This window comes from Mesorhizobium sp. CA10, from assembly GCF_020165285.1.
Classification (GTDB): domain Bacteria; phylum Pseudomonadota; class Alphaproteobacteria; order Rhizobiales; family Rhizobiaceae; genus Mesorhizobium.
Genome location: NZ_JAIUHV010000006.1, coordinates 208,564 through 225,533, shown reverse-complemented (window position 1 = coordinate 225,533; position 16,970 = coordinate 208,564). Strand labels below are relative to the sequence as shown.

Genomic DNA, 16,970 nt, shown 5'->3' with positions numbered 1-16,970 from the left:
CTCCTACGCAGAAACGACGGCGGCCGCGCGGCCGCCAAACGCCATCGAACTGCCGTGCAGCGCCGCGAGTTCGCCGGGCGCATAGCCGCGCTTGAAAGCCTGTTCCGCCCAGGCGAACTGGATCAGGCCGGCCGCCGACCCGCAGTCACCCATGCAGTCGGCCGCGTGCCAAACGGGCTGCTCCGGCCGCGTTTTGCGCGTGTTGCGCATCTGCGCCAGCACGAGTTCCTCGAATGAATATGATTCGCCCCCGACATCGCTGAGCCGGAACGCAACCTCGTGCAACTGGACGCCGGCCTCGCCGAGCGCGGCTTTCAGTGCCGCGCTGAGGCCGTCGGCCCGGAAAGGGTCCTCGTTGCTGGCTGTTGCGGTCTCAACGGCGAGGCCTAGGCCCCGCAGCCGCAGGGACCCCTCGACGATCGGACGTTTGCTTACCACCAGAATGCAGGCCGCTTCGCCGGGGATGAGGCCATCGGTGACCTTGCTGGTCTTCAGCCGCATCCGATTGTCGAGCCAACTCAGCGCGCGCGCGTCGATCAGGCTGTCGATCGCCATGACGAGGCATGCCTCCACGTCGCGCTCGCCAAGCAGCTTGCGTGCCTGTTCAATGGCGACGAATGCCGAAATCTGGCCATGAGCAACTTGGAACGTTCGTGGTCCAGCCAATGGCTTGCCGCCGGCAACCGTAAGCCCGGACAGAATTCCATTGATGCGCGCGCCTGGCATGCCGGCGTCACGACCGCACAGCAGGAAAGGCATCTCGCCCCAGGGCAGCATGGCAGCAAACCTGGCATCGATTTGCTCGACGGCAAGCCGGGCCAGCGTAGCAAGGCGCGTTCGGCCATGCGCCTCCGGCGGGACGCCGTCGACCCTGGCTCCGCGAATCGATTGGCCGCCGCGGTCGCGGTAAGGCAATTCCTCGAAGACCGAGATGCCCGCCCGCATCGCGGCAGCGGCGCTTGCCGGCGTGTAGCCGACTGGGCACACGATGCTGGCGCAGGCAACGGCCGTCATCTCTTCTTGCGCCTCCCGGCCAATGCTGCGACCGCCTCCTTCAAGCCGGCGTAATGTGGCTTGGGATCGGCGGGTTTCGGCTCCCTGCCTACTTGCACCTGCTGCAGCTTCACAAACTTCCTGGGCAGCTTCGTGCTTACCCGCCCCACCAGGACAATCCTGCCTTCATGCGGCACAATGGTCAGAGTGTCCGGTGTCGCCATCTTGTGCTCTGTCCTGTCGTCGTACATGAAGCGCACCGGCACCGACAGCGCAGGCAGCCTCACCTTGAAGATACCGCCTTTGGTCATGCCGGCGCAGCCGAACATCATGCCTTCGGAAAGCTTGTCGAGCCATTGGTCCTCGGGCGCGGCCTGGAAATAGCGGTCGTCGAAATCCTGCGGCAGGAAGGGCAGGACGTTTTCCATCCAGTGCTTGTCATAGGTGCCGGCATAGCGCGCACGCTCCTTGGCAAAGCGTGGTACCGGGCCGAAGCCGATCGGGCGCGGCCGGTCGTTCCAGATGCGCATCCGCGACTGGGGGTGCTCGACGCACGGCAACGGCGTGCCGTCGATGTTGCCTTGGCCGGCAAGGTAGCCGCTGCCGATCGGGTTGACCGCGTCGCTGCGATGCGTTGCCGGGTCTGGGTCCGTTCGATCGGTGCCGCCGAAGGTGAGGTGCCATGCCAGGGGCATCGAAACAAAGGGTGTCGGCCGGGAAGCCTGGATGCCAAGCCCGCCTCTGAACCAGCGCCTTTGGCCGGTGACCACCGCGCGCTTGTCCAACCCCGGGCCGACCAGGCGCACTTCGACCGATTCGGCCTGTTGTCCAGGCGGCGCCATCGCCACCGCATCGAGCAGGACCTCGCATTTGGGCTTGACGGGAGCGAAGTCAGTCTCGACGCGGATGGAGGTGGATTCCGGATCGCCGTAATGCGTATCGGCGTACACGAAAGGCGACTGCGCTTTGCTGGGCGTGCAGTTGCCTTGCTCATCGACATCGTATGTCGCGCGCACGACCGCGACGCAGAACTTCACGCAATGCTTATCCTGATAGGGAAAAGTCTCGGCGAGAAACGGCGTGGTGTTCTGGCTGACGAACATCAGCTGGTCTCCCAACTCGCGGCGAAGATCTGCTCGAGCGTCGGCTGCGGCGCTTGCGGATCGACATCGAAAATGTCCGTATGCGCCGTCCACATCACGAGGTCGACGATGATATCTCCATCCCTGTCAACAGATGGCGCAGGCAGGACTGTCAGGGCGGCTTCCAGCTCATCGGGCACCAACTCCCCCCGTTGCGCCGCGAAGGCTGCGCCCTCGATGCCGCCGAACCAGCCATCAGAATAGGCCAGCTTCAACGGCGCCTCCTGCAGCCTTGCGAGGACGCTCAATGGAAATTGCCGGCCCACCCGGTCGGCGCTTTGCAGCACGATACCCGCCGCGGCGCCGAAGGAACCGGGGCCGCTAAGGAACCGCAGCGCCGTGTTCTGCGGCCAGGCTTCGAGCCCGAACAGCGGCACGATGTGCTGTGCCAGCCAGCGGTCCCACACGCGCACGAAATCGCCCGGCAGCCGGCGCGTCACGAAATCGCCGGCGGCGGGCATCTTGCCGTAGAAGCCGGGCAGGATCAGATCTGCGGCGGACATGTGAATTTCTTGAACATTTCGAGCGTGTATGGGTTCTCGACGCTGGCCGCCTTGAGCTCGAAATCGGCCCACATCCCCTTGGTGCCGAGCCGCAGGCTGTAGACGTCGGTGAGCTTGGTCGCGTTGAAGCGGCCGCCCCGCAGCATCCTCAGCCATGCCCAGCTGCCGGTTTCGTTGAGCATCACCTCGGGCGAGCCGTCGACCGGCTGGAAGGCGAGCGAGATCACGCCGGTGCCGTCCTTGCCCGGCCATGTCATCGGCTGCGGCCTGGTTGCGTTGTTGTAGTAGACGAGGTTCTGGCCATCGAGGTTGAGCGTCACCCGCGCCACGTTGGGCGACAGATCCTTGGGTTCCAGCGTGAAATTCATCACGGGACCGGTGCCGCCGGGGAACAGGTCGTCGCGGATGTGGCGCGCCTGCTCGAAGGCCGCCAGCGCCGCCGGGTCGAGGCCGAAATCGGCGCGCCATTTCCACGGCTCGCTGGCGGTGTCGACATAGTTGATCAGATGGTCGTTGGTGAAGGCATCGATCAGCCCGGTCGGCCCGAACAGGCGCTGGAAGTCGCGCACATTGACGTCGACCGCGCTGTCGGGGCTGAACGGATAGCGGTTGTTGAGCGCCGCCTGACAGAAGGGCAGGATGTCGGCGCGCCAGATGGCGTTGAGCTCGTTGGTGACGGCCTTCTGCGACAGGCCGCTTGTGTCGCCGGCAATTCCGCCCAGCCAGTCGTTGATCGGCGAGGGCAGGATCTGCGCCTGCCTTGCGACTGCGCCTGTCAGTTCGGCAAGCCCACCCTGTTTCTTGATGGCGTCCTGCGGATCGGGGTTGGCGGTCACCGTCTGCAACACATTGGACAGGGCCGTCAGCGCCACGACGGCGGCGTCGAGCGCCGGCGGCTGGCCGTCGATCTGGGCGATCGTGCCCTTGAGCGGCTTGAAATGCTCGGCCACCAGGCTGCCGGTCATGTCGACCTGATCGGCCGAGCCCGCGCGGGGCAGCAATTTCGCTCCCGTCTTCACCACCTTGCCCAATTTGCCGAGCTTGCTCAAAAGCTTCGAGCCGGTCTTGGCAGCGCCGCTCTTGTCGTCGGCCGACGCCTCGTCGGAACGGGTCAGGTCGGTCTCCTGCACCACCGCGGTGAGCAGGCGCTTCAGCGCGGAGTCGGCGCTGGAAAGATCCTTGAGGTTCTCGCTGGCGACGTTGAGGTCGGTCAGCGGCGCCAGCTGCATGTCACGAAGGAAACTGTCCCACTGCGCGATATAGTCGTCGTAATAGAGCTTCAATATGTCTTCCGACAGCGCCGAGACCGACGTCTCCGAATTCTCCGAACAGCCGCCGGCAAACACCGCGCGGTCGAGCGCCGCCTGTCCGGCGACATCCTCGACCCGGTCGAGGATCGCGTCGTGGAAGCCGGCATAGGTATAGGGGCCCGGAACGCCGACGCGCAGCGTCTTGTCGGAGCGGCGCGCGAACACCTTGGCGCCGTTCGGTCCGGCGAAATTGGCCGGCACCCATTCCTTGACCGCCGCCACTTCCGGGTCGGCAAGCAACTGCTTGTAGGCGCGCTCCGGCAGCGAGATCGTGCACACCGTCTTCAGCGCCTCGGCGACCAGCTCCTTGTCCGGCGCGATGTAGCTGTCGTCGACGGCCATGCGGCGGATCGCGGCAAGCTGGTGCTGTTCGGCGTCCGCGGTCGGGAAGGGCGCGGCCGGCGCGAATTGCGGCAGGTTGTTCACCCACCAGTTCTGCACGAAATCGGTGTCCATCTGCGACAGGCCGGTCATCATCCGGTAGGTCTTCAGCGCGCCGAGCATGAAGTCCGGATCGCGGATCTGCCGCCACATCGTCGCCTCAAGCAGCGCCACCATGTGCGGCTCGAGCACATTGCGCAGAGCGTGGTCGTAAGTGTCGGTCTGCGCGCGCATGAGCTCGGCCGAGGCGGTCGGGCCGAGCAGATTGTGGACGGCATCCGGCGGCGCGGTCCGGGCCGTGGCCACCGCGTCCATCGCCGCCAGCGCGCCGTCCATGGTCGGCTGCTCGACCGCGGCCGGCATCGCGGCGACGTCGGTCAGCGGCTGCTGCAGCGCCTCGAATTGGCCGGCCTGTTCGGCGATCGCATTGCGGTTGTCGAGATAGGACCAGGTGAACAGTCCGCCGGCGAGCAGGGCGGCGAGCGCACAGGCGGCGGCGGCTCCGCGCCAGATCCAGGCGCGGCGGCGCTGCGCCAACGGATCGAATGTGCCGAGGCCGGCTTCCTTGAAGATCACTTCGGTGAGCAGATTCCTGAGGAAGAAGCTGCGCTTCTCGACGCGCGCCGCCGGCATGGCGCGACGCGGCGGCAGCCCGAACGATGACGACAGCGCCGCCGTCAGCCGGTCAATCGGCGCGCCTTCCTGCGTCGCCGAGGTCAGATAGAGGCCGCGCAGCCAGGCGGCCTCCTCATAGCGGCTCTCGCCGAACATCGCCTCGACCAGCACCTGGATCGGCTCGGACAGGCTGGCAAGCTGCGCGGGGAAGCGGAAGATCTCGGCGCGCTGGCCGAGCTTGTCCTCGTCCTCCAGCCGCGGCACCAGCCGGCGTTCCAGCTCGGCGGCAAGCCTGGCGAGTTCCGTCTGGATCGTGCCGGCACTGACACGAGCGTCGAGCGGGAAAGTGGTTCCCCACACCTGCTCGCGCGCCGTGGTCGACAAGCCGCCGAAGAACGCTTCGAACCCTTTGATCAGATCGGCCTTGGTCAGCATCAGATAGACGGGAAGGCGGATCTCCAGCCGGTCGTTAAGGTCCGCCAGCCGGCGGCGGATCTTTCTGCCATGCGCCTTGATCGCGTCGTCGCCCTCCGACAGCGTGTCGATCGACAGCGCGACGATCACCCCGTTGAGCGCGCGCCGGCCTCGGTGCTTCTTTAGAAGGTCGAGGAAGCCCAGCCACTCCGCCGCGTCGACATCCGGCTGGCTTTCCTGCTGGACGTAGCGGCCGGCGGTGTCGATCAGCACCGCGTTCTCGGAGAAGAACCAGTCGCAATTGCGCGTGCCGCCGACGCCCTGCAGGTCGTCCGTGAGGTCGATCGGAAAATTGAGGCCCGACTGGCGCAGTGCCGTGGTCTTGCCGGTGGCCGGCGGACCGACGATCACATACCAGGGCATCTCGCGCAGGAATTTTCTGCCGCCGAGCTTGCGGCGCTTCAGCTCCGCCATCACCTCGCCGAACTTGGCGCCGACGGCGGCCACGCTTTCCTCGCCGGGCGTCAGCTGCTTTTCGGCGACCGGCGCCGCGATCTCGGCGACGAACATGCGGTTGGCGCGGATCGCGCGGCGTTGCGCGACGATCAGCCAGATCAGCCACAGGATGATCAGCCCGGCGATGATGGCGATGCGCACATTGTCGGATTCGAACGGCGCATAAGGGCCGACCTGCACGATCGGGCCGAACACCCAGATCAGCAGCGAAAGCAGCGCGATGCCGATCAGCGTCCAGAGAAAACGCGAGGTGATGACGGCCCAGAGGAAGCGCAGGATGAACATCTCAGAGCCTCTTCTCGACCAGAACCTCGACGCGCCGGTTGAGCGCGCGGCCCTCGCGCGTCGAGTTGTCGGCCACCGGATCGGTTTCGGCGCGGCCCTCGGAAGAAATACTCTCCGGCGGCACGCCGGCTTGCACCAGAAGCTTGGCTATGGTTTCGGCGCGCGCTTCCGACAGACGCTGGTTGCTGGCCAGCGGGTTGGACTTTTGCAGGCGCACATTGTCGGTATGGCCGACGACGGTGATTTTTCCGATCAGCTCCTTATTGTCCAGGATCACCTTGGCGATCGCTGCGATCAGCGGTTCGTAGCCTTCCGTCAGCGTCGGTCGGGAAGACTGGAACAGCTCGGGATTTGAGGACTGGATGATCAGCTTCGCCAGCGAGACGCTCTCGGTGCCGCTCAGCGCCCCCTTGAGGTTGTCCGGCGCTTCGCCCTTGAATTCCGGCAGCAGCGCGAAATCGACCGGTTGCGGCTCGGGCGCGGGTGCATCCTGCTTGGGCGCGGCGCGGGTGACGTCGCCGCGCGATGCCGGCGGCAAGGTGCGCACCAGCGCGGAGAGCTCGACCGCCTGGCTGCTCAGGCCCATCGACAGGCCGATATAGGCGGCTGCGGCAACGACGATCGCCGCCAGCGCCATCACCCAGATCGGCACGATGAAGCGCTGCGGCTCGTCGGAGGCGATTACGCCCTTCCAGTTCGGCGACAGCGGTGCGTCCTCGGCGTCCGCGTTGCGCAGGAAGCGTGCGGCGGCCACGCGCACGGCGTTGAGCGAACGGTCGCCGGCGCGGCCGGGCACGCGGTATTTGCCGCGGAAGCCGAGCGCCAGGCAATAATATTGCAGCTCCAGCATTTCGCGGTCGCGGTTGGGATGCCGCTCCAGCTCGTCGAGGCGGGTGAAGAACTGGGTGCCGGCGTCGACATCGCCGCGCAGCATGACGACCAGCGGCTGGCGCGGCCAGGCGCTGGCGCCGCCCCACGGCGTGTTGAGCGCGAGATCGTCGAGCAGCGCCGCCACCGCCCATGCGGCCTGGTCGGCGCGCTCCAGCGATGAGCCCGCTGCCACCGCCGCGTCTCGGGCCCGCACCAGCTCGTCGAGCAGGCGCGTGCGCATGACTTCCGGGTTCTCCGGCGCCAGCGCGCTTTCGAGCTCCGGCGCGAATTCGAGCAGCGGCGCGAAGATATTGATCAGCGTGTTGGGATGGGCACGCGCCCGTTTGACCGGCGCGCCGGGCGCCAGCGGCGCCATCGGTCGGGGCGCCGCACCGGTCAGGCGGATGCGGGTCCGCTCGCGATCCTCCGACAGTCCGAAAGGATCATCCCGGCTCATGGCCTCACCTGTTCACCGAATAGCAGTCGACCTGCGGCTCGCTCGGCAGTACACCGGAAACGCCGATGACGAAGCCGGGCGCGTCGAGCAGCGAAGCCCAATGCTCGCTCTTCTGGTCGAGCTCCAGGCACAGCCGGTCGCCGTCATACGGGATCTCGCGCGGCTGCGAATGCAGCGGTTTCAGCGGAATGCCCGGCAGGCGCGACTTCCACAATCCTTCGAACTGGTCGGCGGAGCCGACCGTCGCCTGGTTGACGAAGATCTTGCGCAGCGCGTCTTCCGAAAGCTCGGAGCCGACGCGGATGACGATGCGGCTGGCGACCAGCAGTTTCGGGTTGTCGATGCGCACCTTCCACACATTGGTCGCGTGCCGCATGACCGGCAGCGCGCGCGACTTCGGCTCGATGTAGCGCAGGCTGAGGATGAGCGAACGCAAGGCGTCGGCCAGCGCCATATAGGCGGGACCCGGCGCCATATGGTCGTAGGCCGGCAGCTCTCCGAGCCGCCGCGAGCTCGAGCCGTAGGTGGCCATCTCGCCGGCGAGGCCGGCAAGCTCGAGATAGAGCTCGGCCGGATGGAAGACATCCTGCGCCAGCATATGCGCAAGGCGCGGCCGCGCGGCATTGGCGAGGTGCAGCATCAAAAGGTCCTCGACGCTGCGGCCGGCCCCGCCCATCACCATCTTGCCATGCGCCTCGGCGATCTGGTCGAGGCCGGTGACGACCTCCTGCAGCAATTGCCGATACCAGTGGACGGCGCCGGTGATCAGCGTCGGCGGCAGGAAGGCCTGGTCGAGCGAGACGCCGCCATCGGCGCGCACGCCTTTGATGTCGGCGACCGGCAGCGCCGTGTAGCCGCCGACCGATTTGCCGGGCGCCAGCAGCACCGCTTGCGGCCGCGCGATCTCGATCTCCTCCGGATCGGCACCGCCCTGCACGGCATCGCGCACCGCAACGATCTTGCCGTGGTAGCGCGCGCCCGTCGATGCGGCATGCGCCGGATCGAAGCCGACGCCGCCGGGCGGCTCCAGCGGCAACGCCACCAGCACCGGCCCGGCGCCGGTGTCGGCCGTGACCGGCAGCGGCTTCGGCGCGTCCATCAGTTCCGGGATGGAGAAGGGCGTGCCGTCCGGGAAGATGCCTCGGGCGGACACGATCGACACCTGGCCGGCGTCGAGCAGCGACTGGTCGAGCGTCAGCTGCTGGAAGCCGAACGTATGGAGCTGGCCGGCCTGCAAGGCGCCGCGCACCATTCCCTCGAAGAACCGGTCCTGCTGCTGGAAGTGCTGGGTCCTCAAGAAGAGTCCCTCGGACCACAGCACCCTGTTTGCGTCGCTCATGCCACTGCTCTCTGCACTGCCTCGTCGTCAGTCTGCTAGGCGGAAATGCCGCCCTTGCCGAGGCTGACGTTGATGGTGAATTTCGACCCCGGCGATACCGACTTGGTCGTGCGCCAGTTGCGTCCGCCTGGCTCGCGGATCAGCGCGACGAAGCCGAGCGCCGTCGCGTTCGGTTCGACCGTGATGGTCTTGGCCGCCGTCTTGCCCGGAGCGACCGAGATCGCGTCCGATCCGATGAGGTCGGCGCCCAGCGCCGAGCCGGCATCGCCCTGCAGCGCGAAATAATCGGCCGAGTTGAACTTGCCTGTGCTGGCAAGCCGCATCACCAGCACGGTCACCGGCCTGTCGCCGCCGCCCGGTCCCGGATTCATGCCGGCGCCACCGGTCACGTTGACCGTGATAACCGATGGTTTCGGCGGGCCGCTCTGGCAAGCCGCAAGCAGCCCCGTTGCGCCGATGGCAACGATGAATTCCCGTCTGTCGATCATGTCCCTACTCCTCTTCGTATGCGTCCCTGAAATCTGCGCCGATCTCGCCCAGGAAGCTCGATTCCGCGCTCTGGGCGATGTCGCGATGGCGTTTCTGGTAAAGCTCCCACAGCTTGGCATTGCGCCCGCCGGCAAGCAGATTGCCGATCGCCGAATTGGACTTGAGCTCTTCCTCGATCGCGGCCGGATCGAAGCGGTCGATCATGCGCCGAAGCGCCGCCTGCACGCCGCGCCAGGCGCGCACGTGATGCTGCGCGAGGTCCTTCACCGCGTCGCCGATCGCCGCCTCGCCGGAGAGAAAGCCGGGACTGCGTTCCGCGATGATGGTGACGATGACATCCTCGACCGTCGGCAGGAACTTGAGCGGGTTGACCTCGGAGGCGCCGACCATGGTCTGGGCGACGCGCGCGCTTCCCTTCTCCTCGGCGCGCTTGCGCAGGAGCTGCATCAGGCCGTCGAGCATCAGCCGGTATTCGCGCCCGAATTTCTCCATTTCGGCGACCGGGTCGCGTCCGGGGAAATCGGCCTCCTCGACGCCCATGCCGCGCAGGAACGCGGCGCGCAGCGCCATGTCGCTGGGCGCCGGTGACATCGGGCGTGACGGTTTAGGAACACGGCGCGGCGGCGGCGCTGACGCTTCGGCCTGCACCGGCATCTCCCGCGGACGGGCGGCCTTCGCCTTCTCTGCGGCCCTTTCGACGCGATCGGCTGGATCGGCACTGTTGCCGGAATCGCGCGCCGCGGCCGGCCCGAAGCTGAAATCGTCGAAGCCGGCCGGTTTCGGCGCGGGCTCGGGCATATCGTTGCGCGAAGGCATATCACCGAAGCCGAACGGGTCCGACCGGCTGACGGCGGGCTCGCCGTTCGAGGCCGGCGTCGCCACTGGATCAAGGCTGAACGGATCGTCGAAGGCGGGCGAGCTGCGCTGGTTCGAGGCGCGATCGTAGGCCCCGGGCACAGGCTGCTCGAACGGATCGGGTAGCCCGGCCGGGCGCGGCCGCTGCGGCTCTTCCTCGACCTTGGCCGAGAAGAAGTCGTCGCCGCCGATGCTGGCTGGCGTCCGCGATTGTGACGACCACGCCGGCGCGGCATTGGCGATCGGCGCCTGACCGAACGACGTGTGGCCGGCCCCGGGCTGCACCTCGACATGGAGCACATAGTCGCCCATGCGCAGCCGCATGCCGCTTTGCAGGCGCGTCGACCTGCCGGTGCCGAGCGGGTTGTCGGAATCGTCGATGAACAGTCCGCTGCTCGACGTGTCGGTGACGTAATAGCCGTCGCGGCCGCCGCTGATCTTGCAGTGCGCGCGTGAGACGAACATGTCCGGATCGTCGATCTGCCAGCCGGCATCGGCGCTGCGGCCGATCACCAGCTCGCCTTCGTCCAGCCGGGCCTGTCTGACCACCTGAGAGCGCGGGCCTTGTTCCAGCGTCAGCAGCAGGCTCATCAGGCTGCCTCCGCCATGTCCGGTCGCCAGCCGACGATGGTGCGCAGCCTGAGATCGTCGGCGTCGCCCTTTTCGGCAGGGCGCGAAAGCCAGGAGGTACGGCCGAGCTGGATGGTTCCCATCTTCGGCGCGGGTACCGCCTCGCGCGCGAGCACGACCCTGAGATCGACGTCCAGCGCCTCGCCGATCATGTCGCGCACTGCCTTCTTGAACAGGGCAAGGCGCCGTTCTCCAGGCAGGAACGATTTGAAGTCGTCGAGGCTCAGCGGGCCGACGCGCAATTCGATCCGGCTCTGCCGGCTGAAGACGCGCGGGCCGATCGTTGCCCCGCCGCCGAGCGCCGCATAGGCCTTGCCGACGCGGCTCTGCAGCGCCGTGGGAATGGTGATCCAGGCGGCGACGAATTCCTTGATTTCAACCGGCACCTTGAAGGCCGTGGCGAGAAAAAGCGTCAGCCGCTCCGCGCCGTCGACCTGGTTGGCCAGCGATCCGGCCTGGCGCAGCCGCACCGCATCGAGTTCGGAATCCTGCGTGCCGGGAAGGCCGATGCCAGCCATGGCCTCCAGCATGGCGCGCACGCGCCCGCCGACCGAACGTTCGACCTGCACCGCCGGATGCGCATCGGCCCATGCGCGGTAGTAGAGCGCGATCATGCGATGCTGCAGGATGTTGACGAAGTCGACGAAGGTCGTGTCGCTGGTCTGCTCGGCGTCGGCGCCGCTGAACCAGCGCTGCGACAGCCGGTCGAGCACCCAGCGCGTCAGATGCAGCGGCATCGGCCCTTCCGGCCCGAGCAGGCCGAGATTGGCGATCGTCACCCGCGCCGGAGCGTTGTCCCTGGCATCCTGGAATTTGATCACGTCCCTGGCCGAGAAGCTCAAGCGCACATGCTGCCCGAGCCTTGCCGGCTCGCGGTCGGCGGTTCCGGAATGACCGAACAGTCCGCGCCGCTGCTCCAGGCGGCGCAGCAGCTCGAAGAAGTCGAAGCTCTCCGACAGCGCCTCGGCCTCGGCTGGGGCGGGCTGCGCTAGATCAGGTAGCGATTGCCGGGCGTCATCGGCCATGGCACATCCTCCTGCTTCTGCAGCAGCCGCGTACGCGTCCGCACGAAACCGTTTATCCCGGCATGGCGGGCGAACAGCCGCGCCAGCAGGGCCGAAAGCAGCAGCGTGCTCTGGCCCGCCAGAACCGACTGATCGACATGCAGGGTCACCTCGGTGCCGCGTCCGAAACACATCGGCCCGTCGATCTTGAGCCGCTCGATCACCGGCCGCGAATCGATCCGGGTGATCGAATGCACGTTGCGGGCAAGGCTAGGATCGCCGCGATCGGCATAGAGGTCGAGCAAGGCGTGCAGCGGATCGACGCCGCGGCCTTCCTTGGCGAGGCTCAGGAAATTGAGCGAGAGCTGCGCCACCAGCCGCCAGGCGAGATTGTCGGCGCGGGATTCGCCTTCGGCGCCGGCCGGCAGCGCCGCCGGGATCGCCGGCTGCGGCGGTCGCAGCGCGCCGAGCAGGCGTACCGCTTCCACCGGGTCGGCGGTCTCCAGCGTCAGCGACGGCGTATCGTCCAGGATCGGCAGGTCGCGGTTGGTGCAGAGCGCCATCACGTCGAGCCGCTTGAGCGGCCGGTTCGGCTGGCTGCCGGCCGGACGCGAGACTGCGATAAAGACATCGTCGCCAGTGTAGGAGGTGCGGGTCAGGCCCTCGCGCCGTTCATCCTCCGTGGCCCGCCGCGGGCGCCGCTCGGCCGAATAGACCCAGCCGCTGCCGCGGTTCTGCCCCAGGCTGAACAGTTCGGGGATGGTCGCCTCGCTGCCTTCGGCATCGGCGTCTTCCACCCGAGTGACCCGGAAGATCTCGAAATCGCGCGCCCGGGTGCGGTCGGCGTGCAGCACCTGGCGCGTCCGGCGCGGATCGATCTCGATGACGTTGCACTCGCGTTCGAACAGATTGATGATCGGCGTCGCGAACAGCTCGAAATCGGCCGCTGTCACATCGGCGAGCTCCGGCACGGGACGCCGGAACAGGAGGACGATCTCCATTCCCTCATCGCATTTGCGCACCACCGGCTGCAGGCCGGCGACGCGCACATAGTGGAAGCGTTCGGGGATCATGAAATATTCGCGCAGCAGCCGGTATCCCTCGAAGGTCGGCCGCGTGCGCGGCATCAGCGCTTCATCGTCGTGGATCCCGACCATTTCTGGCTCGGGCAGCGCGGTGAGCGGATTGGTCTTGCCTTCCGCCCGCCCGCCGACGGCCGAACAGGCGCCGAAGATCGCGTCGAATATGAGCGGCGCCTTGGCGCGTCCGGCGAAATAGAGATCGAGGCGGTCGAGCGACAATTCGCTGAGCTTGCCCTTTCCGGTCCGGGTAAGCGCGATGCGGAATGCCGCTTCGCCGCGCACGCCGCCGACCGGCGCGATGCCGGCGGCGGCGAGTGCGCTGCGGTCCTGGAAATAGCTGACCGAATTGATCGCGATCGGCCACAGCGTCACCTCTTGCGCGGTGGTGAAGGTTGAGCGCGTCGAGAGCCCAGGATGAAGGCCGGAAACCAGCCGCGTGCCGCGCGCCACGGCATGGCCGGCGATCATCGATTGCACCTGCTGTCCAGGTTTCAGCACGGCCATCGCCGTCGCCGGCGCCGGCGTCACAAGGTCGGGATAGAGCACGTCGAGCACGGCGCGCGAGAAGCGCGAGCGCTCGGCGTCGACCTTCAGCCGCGTGCGCGCGGCAAGAAAGGCCACGCCGTCGAGCAGCCGTTCGACATAGGGATCGGGGCAGGGGACGGTATCGAGGGAAAGGTTGCGGGCCACCGCCGGATGCATGTCGGCGAATTCCGCGGCCAGCGCGCGGATATGGGTCAGTTCCTCTTCGTAATACTCCACGAAGACCCGATCCATCTCAGGTCTCCCGGAATTCGGTTCGCGCAAGGCCGTTGTCGAGATTGATCGTGGTGCGCAGCCGCATGCGTTCCGGCGTCGGCGTCATGATCAGCACGGCGTCGATCTCGATCTTGAGACCGACGGTCTTGTCGCCAAGCGTGACGTTGACGGTCGTGGCGCTTTCCTTGAGGCGCGGCTCAAAAGTGGCGAGCACCGCACGGATTTCGCGCGCTAAAGTATCGCGGTCGAAATCCCGCGACGAACGGCCCGAAAAGGACGGCACGCCGTAATTGACGACGCTGCGCCGCACCTCCGGAAAATCGGCAAGCGGCGGCAATTCGTCCAAGGGCTGTTCATGCTCGGCGTCGGAAAGCATCGGGACGGACTCGAAACGCTCTGTGTTGAACAGGGCCTCGATATCGCGCCGGACCGCTTCCCTGAGCACGCGCGCCGACACCACCACGCCGCGGCTTTCGATCTCGGTGCGGTGCTCGGTCTGGAAGACCAGCCTGTGCAGTCGCCGTTTCTGCTCGGGCGTCAATTCCGCATCGGCATCGATGACGCGGGCGCTGCCGGCAAGAAGGGCCTCGACGCGCTCGGCGCCGAGTTCTTCATCCAGCAGGCGGCGCAGCCCATCGATCTCCGACGTCAGCCCGGGCAAATCGTTGACAAGGCGGTCCCAGAGGGAGGGCTGGACCGCCTCGCGCTTTGCCCGAGAGCTGCCGGCGAGCTGCGCCTTCGCGGCCGGCCGCTTGGCCTCACTTGCCGACATAGACGTCCATTTCGATCTCGTCGTCCTTGTCGTAGACGAACTTGATTTTCTTGTAGGCGAAGCTGACCTCTTCCTCGATCAGGTCTGGTTCGTCGTGCGCCTGCCGCATGTCGTATTCCATGATCGAGGCGTCGGTGAGCGTCACCACCAGATAGTCGCTGGTCTCGCCGTCGATGGTGCGGCGTGCCGAGAACACCACCTCGTCGAGCGCCTTGTTCTCGAACAGTGCCTTCTTCAGATAGGGCGACGACTTGTCGTAGTGCTTGATGAATTTGATCATACCCATCGACACGCGGCCGCGCCGCGAGAGCGAATTCGGGTCGTAGGGCGCGATCATCTTATAGTCGACGCCATGGATCTCGATTTCGTCTTCATGGCCGTCGCGCTTGCTCGGGCCTTTGATGTCCGGGACTTTCAGGAAGCCGTCGATCTTCGTCGAAGGCGCATCGGTTCTCTCTGGCATTGTCTTTCTCCACCGCTACAAACAAGATGACTTTGCTTAACGATTTCAGCCCTTCACCGACGGCAGTTCCGATACCAGCCGGAGCGAGGCGTTGATGCCTTCCAGCTGGTAGTGCGGACGCAGATAGAAACGGGCATTGTAGTAACCGGGCCGGCCCTCGACGCTGTCGACCTGGACCTCGGCCGCGGCGAGCGGGCGCTTGGCGCGCGCCTTGTCATCGGCAAAGGCTGGATTGGCCAGCACATACCGGTTGATCCATTCGGTCAACCAGGTCTCCATGTCGGTGCGTTCCTTGAACGAGCCGATCTTGTCGCGCGCGATCGCCTTCAGGTAGTGCGCGAAGCGCGAGACCGGGAAGAGGTAGGGCAGGTTGGCGCTCAGCCGTTCGTTCGCCTGAGCGTCGGGATCGACCAGACGTCCGGCGCGCGTCTCGTCGTCCTGCAGCGAATGCGCGCCGATGAAGGCCGCCAGGTCGGTATTCTTGCGGTGCAGGATCGGCATCAGGCCGAGTTTCGCCAGTTCCGCCTCGCGCCGGTCGTCGATGGCCACCTCGGTCGGGCATTTCATCGCGATCGAGCCGTCGTCGGTCGGGAAGGCGTGCACCGGCAGGTTCAGCACCGTGCCGCCGTTTTCGACGCCGCGGATCTGCGTGCCCCAGCCATAGAGCTTGTGGCTGCGGTTGATATTGACTCCCATCGGGAAGGCGGCGTTCATCCAGACATATTTGTTATGGTCGCCGCCCACTTCCTCCTCGAAGGTGAAGCCCTTCACCGGAACGGTTTCCGAGCCGTAGGGCAAGCGCGCCAGCACGCGCGGCATGGTGAGCCCGATATAGCGGGCGTCCTCGCTTTCGCGCAGCGACTGCCACGAGGCATAGGCCGGGTTGTTCACGATCATCTGCAGGTCCTGCGGGTTCGGCAGTTCCTGCCAGCTGTCCATGCGGAACAGCCGCGGCGAGGCGGCCGCGATGAACGGCGTGTGCGCCGAGGCGCAGACGCCGGAAATGTTGCGCAGCAGGCCGACGTCGCGCGGATGGTTGGAGAACTCGTAGGCGCCGATGATGCAGCCGATCGGCTCGCCGCCCAGCATCGAATATTCGTCCGTGTAGACCTTCTTGAAGATCGGGCTCTGGTCCCACATCTGGCCTTCATAATCCTCGAGCGTGTCGGCCAGCTGCTCCTTGGAGATGTTCATCACCCGAATCTTCAGCTTGGTATCCGTCTCGGTGTTGTTGATCAGGTACCAGAGGCCGCGCCACGTGCCTTCCATTTCGCGCACTTCCGGCGCATGCAGGATCTCGTTGACCTGCGTCGTCAGCATCTTGTCGATGCCGGCGATCAGCGACTTGATCGACTTGATCGCATTGGAAGAGATGGTTGTGGTCTCGGAGCGCGACTGTGCGGCCAAAGCCAGGTTGCGCACCAGTTGCTGCAGCTTCTCGCTGTCGTCCTTCTTGACCTTGAAATCCTTTTCAAGGAGTCCGCTGAATTCGCCGAGATCGATGGCTTCCGCCTCGGCGGTGGCGGCTGCGGTCTTCTGCTGTTCGGCCATGACTTACTCCTCGCCCTTGCCGTCATCCACCGCCTGGCTGGCGATCTTGCTCAGCAGCGGCTCGTTGTTCAAAAGCTGCGCGATGCGTTTTTCGGCGTCGACGCGGCCGTCCATGAAGCCCAGCAGCTCCTCGAGCTGACGGCGCATCTTCAGGATTTCGGCCAGTTGCGGGACCTGCTCGGCGATCTTGTCGGGCGCGAAGTCGCCCATCTTGGAGAAGGTGAGATCGACCATGAGCTCTTCCTCACGCTCCTGGCCCTCGGCCTGCGGCAGCGTGTTCTTCACCCGCGCCTTCACGCGCGGCCCCATCGCTTCCATGAACTTGGGGAAGCGGTTGGCGTCGGTTTCGACGAAGTTGCGGTCAAGCACCGACTTCGACGCTTCCTTGGTCTGCGACGCGCCGGCAAGATCGGCCATCACGGCCATGACGAACGGCAGTTCGATCGTCGTAGGGCTGCCGTAGGTTTCGACGTCGTAGGCGATCTGCACGCGCGGCGCGCGGTTTCTTTCGATGACCTTCGCTTTGCTCTCTGCTGGCAT

General features: G+C 66.2%; 14 protein-coding genes. All 14 read right to left on the bottom strand.

Annotated elements, in window-relative coordinates; translation table 11 throughout:
* Nucleotides 1-3 precede the first annotated feature (3 nt).
* Genes LB535_RS15475 through tssB form a run of 14 tightly spaced genes read right to left on the bottom strand, consistent with a single transcriptional unit; the run spans nucleotide 4 to nucleotide 16,970 of the window.
* A complete protein-coding gene (locus LB535_RS15475; RefSeq protein ID WP_224632821.1) occupies nucleotides 4-1,014 on the bottom strand; it encodes a hypothetical protein in 1,011 nt (336 codons plus the stop codon).
* A complete protein-coding gene (locus tag LB535_RS15470; protein ID WP_224632820.1) occupies nucleotides 1,011-2,096 on the bottom strand; it encodes a DUF2169 domain-containing protein in 1,086 nt (361 codons plus the stop codon). The genes LB535_RS15475 and LB535_RS15470 overlap by 4 nt, the downstream gene beginning before the upstream one ends.
* Nucleotides 2,096-2,638, bottom strand: a complete 543-nt coding sequence (gene tagF, locus LB535_RS15465; protein WP_224632819.1) for a type VI secretion system-associated protein TagF — start codon at nucleotides 2,636-2,638, stop codon at nucleotides 2,096-2,098. Before tagF ends, LB535_RS15470 begins: the two co-directional genes overlap by 1 nt.
* Nucleotides 2,620-6,159: a type VI secretion system membrane subunit TssM gene (tssM, locus tag LB535_RS15460; protein ID WP_224632818.1), complete on the bottom strand. Its 3,540-nt coding sequence runs from the start codon at nucleotides 6,157-6,159 to the stop codon at nucleotides 2,620-2,622. Before tssM ends, tagF begins: the two co-directional genes overlap by 19 nt.
* Before the next feature lies 1 nt (nucleotide 6,160).
* Nucleotides 6,161-7,486: a type IVB secretion system protein IcmH/DotU gene (gene icmH / locus LB535_RS15455; RefSeq protein WP_224632817.1), complete on the bottom strand. Its 1,326-nt coding sequence runs from the start codon at nucleotides 7,484-7,486 to the stop codon at nucleotides 6,161-6,163.
* Nucleotides 7,487-7,490: 4 nt separating this feature from the next.
* Entirely contained in the window at nucleotides 7,491-8,825 is a 1,335-nt protein-coding gene (gene tssK, locus LB535_RS15450; protein ID WP_224512796.1) for a type VI secretion system baseplate subunit TssK, read from the bottom strand.
* Between the two features lie 35 nt (nucleotides 8,826-8,860).
* Nucleotides 8,861-9,313 carry a type VI secretion system lipoprotein TssJ gene (gene tssJ / locus LB535_RS15445; RefSeq protein WP_224632816.1) on the bottom strand — a complete coding sequence of 151 codons (453 nt, stop codon included), beginning with the start codon at nucleotides 9,311-9,313 and terminating at the stop codon, nucleotides 8,861-8,863.
* A gap of 4 nt (nucleotides 9,314-9,317) precedes the next feature.
* Entirely contained in the window at nucleotides 9,318-10,760 is a 1,443-nt protein-coding gene (tagH, locus tag LB535_RS15440; RefSeq protein WP_224632815.1) for a type VI secretion system-associated FHA domain protein TagH, read from the bottom strand.
* Nucleotides 10,760-11,824, bottom strand: coding sequence for a type VI secretion system baseplate subunit TssG (tssG, locus tag LB535_RS15435; RefSeq protein ID WP_224632814.1), 1,065 nt, complete (start codon nucleotides 11,822-11,824; stop codon nucleotides 10,760-10,762). Before tssG ends, tagH begins: the two co-directional genes overlap by 1 nt.
* The gene (gene tssF / locus LB535_RS15430) at nucleotides 11,788-13,662 is read right to left on the bottom strand and encodes a type VI secretion system baseplate subunit TssF (protein WP_224632813.1); all 1,875 of its coding nucleotides are present in this window, start codon (nucleotides 13,660-13,662) and stop codon (nucleotides 11,788-11,790) included. Before tssF ends, tssG begins: the two co-directional genes overlap by 37 nt.
* 1 nt (nucleotide 13,663) lies before the next feature.
* Nucleotides 13,664-14,416: a type VI secretion system baseplate subunit TssE gene (gene tssE / locus LB535_RS15425; RefSeq protein WP_095765811.1), complete on the bottom strand. Its 753-nt coding sequence runs from the start codon at nucleotides 14,414-14,416 to the stop codon at nucleotides 13,664-13,666.
* Nucleotides 14,403-14,879, bottom strand: a complete 477-nt coding sequence (locus LB535_RS15420; RefSeq protein WP_095765810.1) for an Hcp family type VI secretion system effector — start codon at nucleotides 14,877-14,879, stop codon at nucleotides 14,403-14,405. The genes tssE and LB535_RS15420 overlap by 14 nt, the downstream gene beginning before the upstream one ends.
* 45 nt (nucleotides 14,880-14,924) lie before the next feature.
* A complete protein-coding gene (gene tssC, locus LB535_RS15415; protein WP_224632812.1) occupies nucleotides 14,925-16,430 on the bottom strand; it encodes a type VI secretion system contractile sheath large subunit in 1,506 nt (501 codons plus the stop codon).
* A 3-nt stretch (nucleotides 16,431-16,433) separates the two neighbouring features.
* Nucleotides 16,434-16,970 (bottom strand): type VI secretion system contractile sheath small subunit, encoded by a 537-nt coding sequence (gene tssB / locus LB535_RS15410; RefSeq protein WP_224632811.1) that lies wholly within the window; start codon nucleotides 16,968-16,970, stop codon nucleotides 16,434-16,436.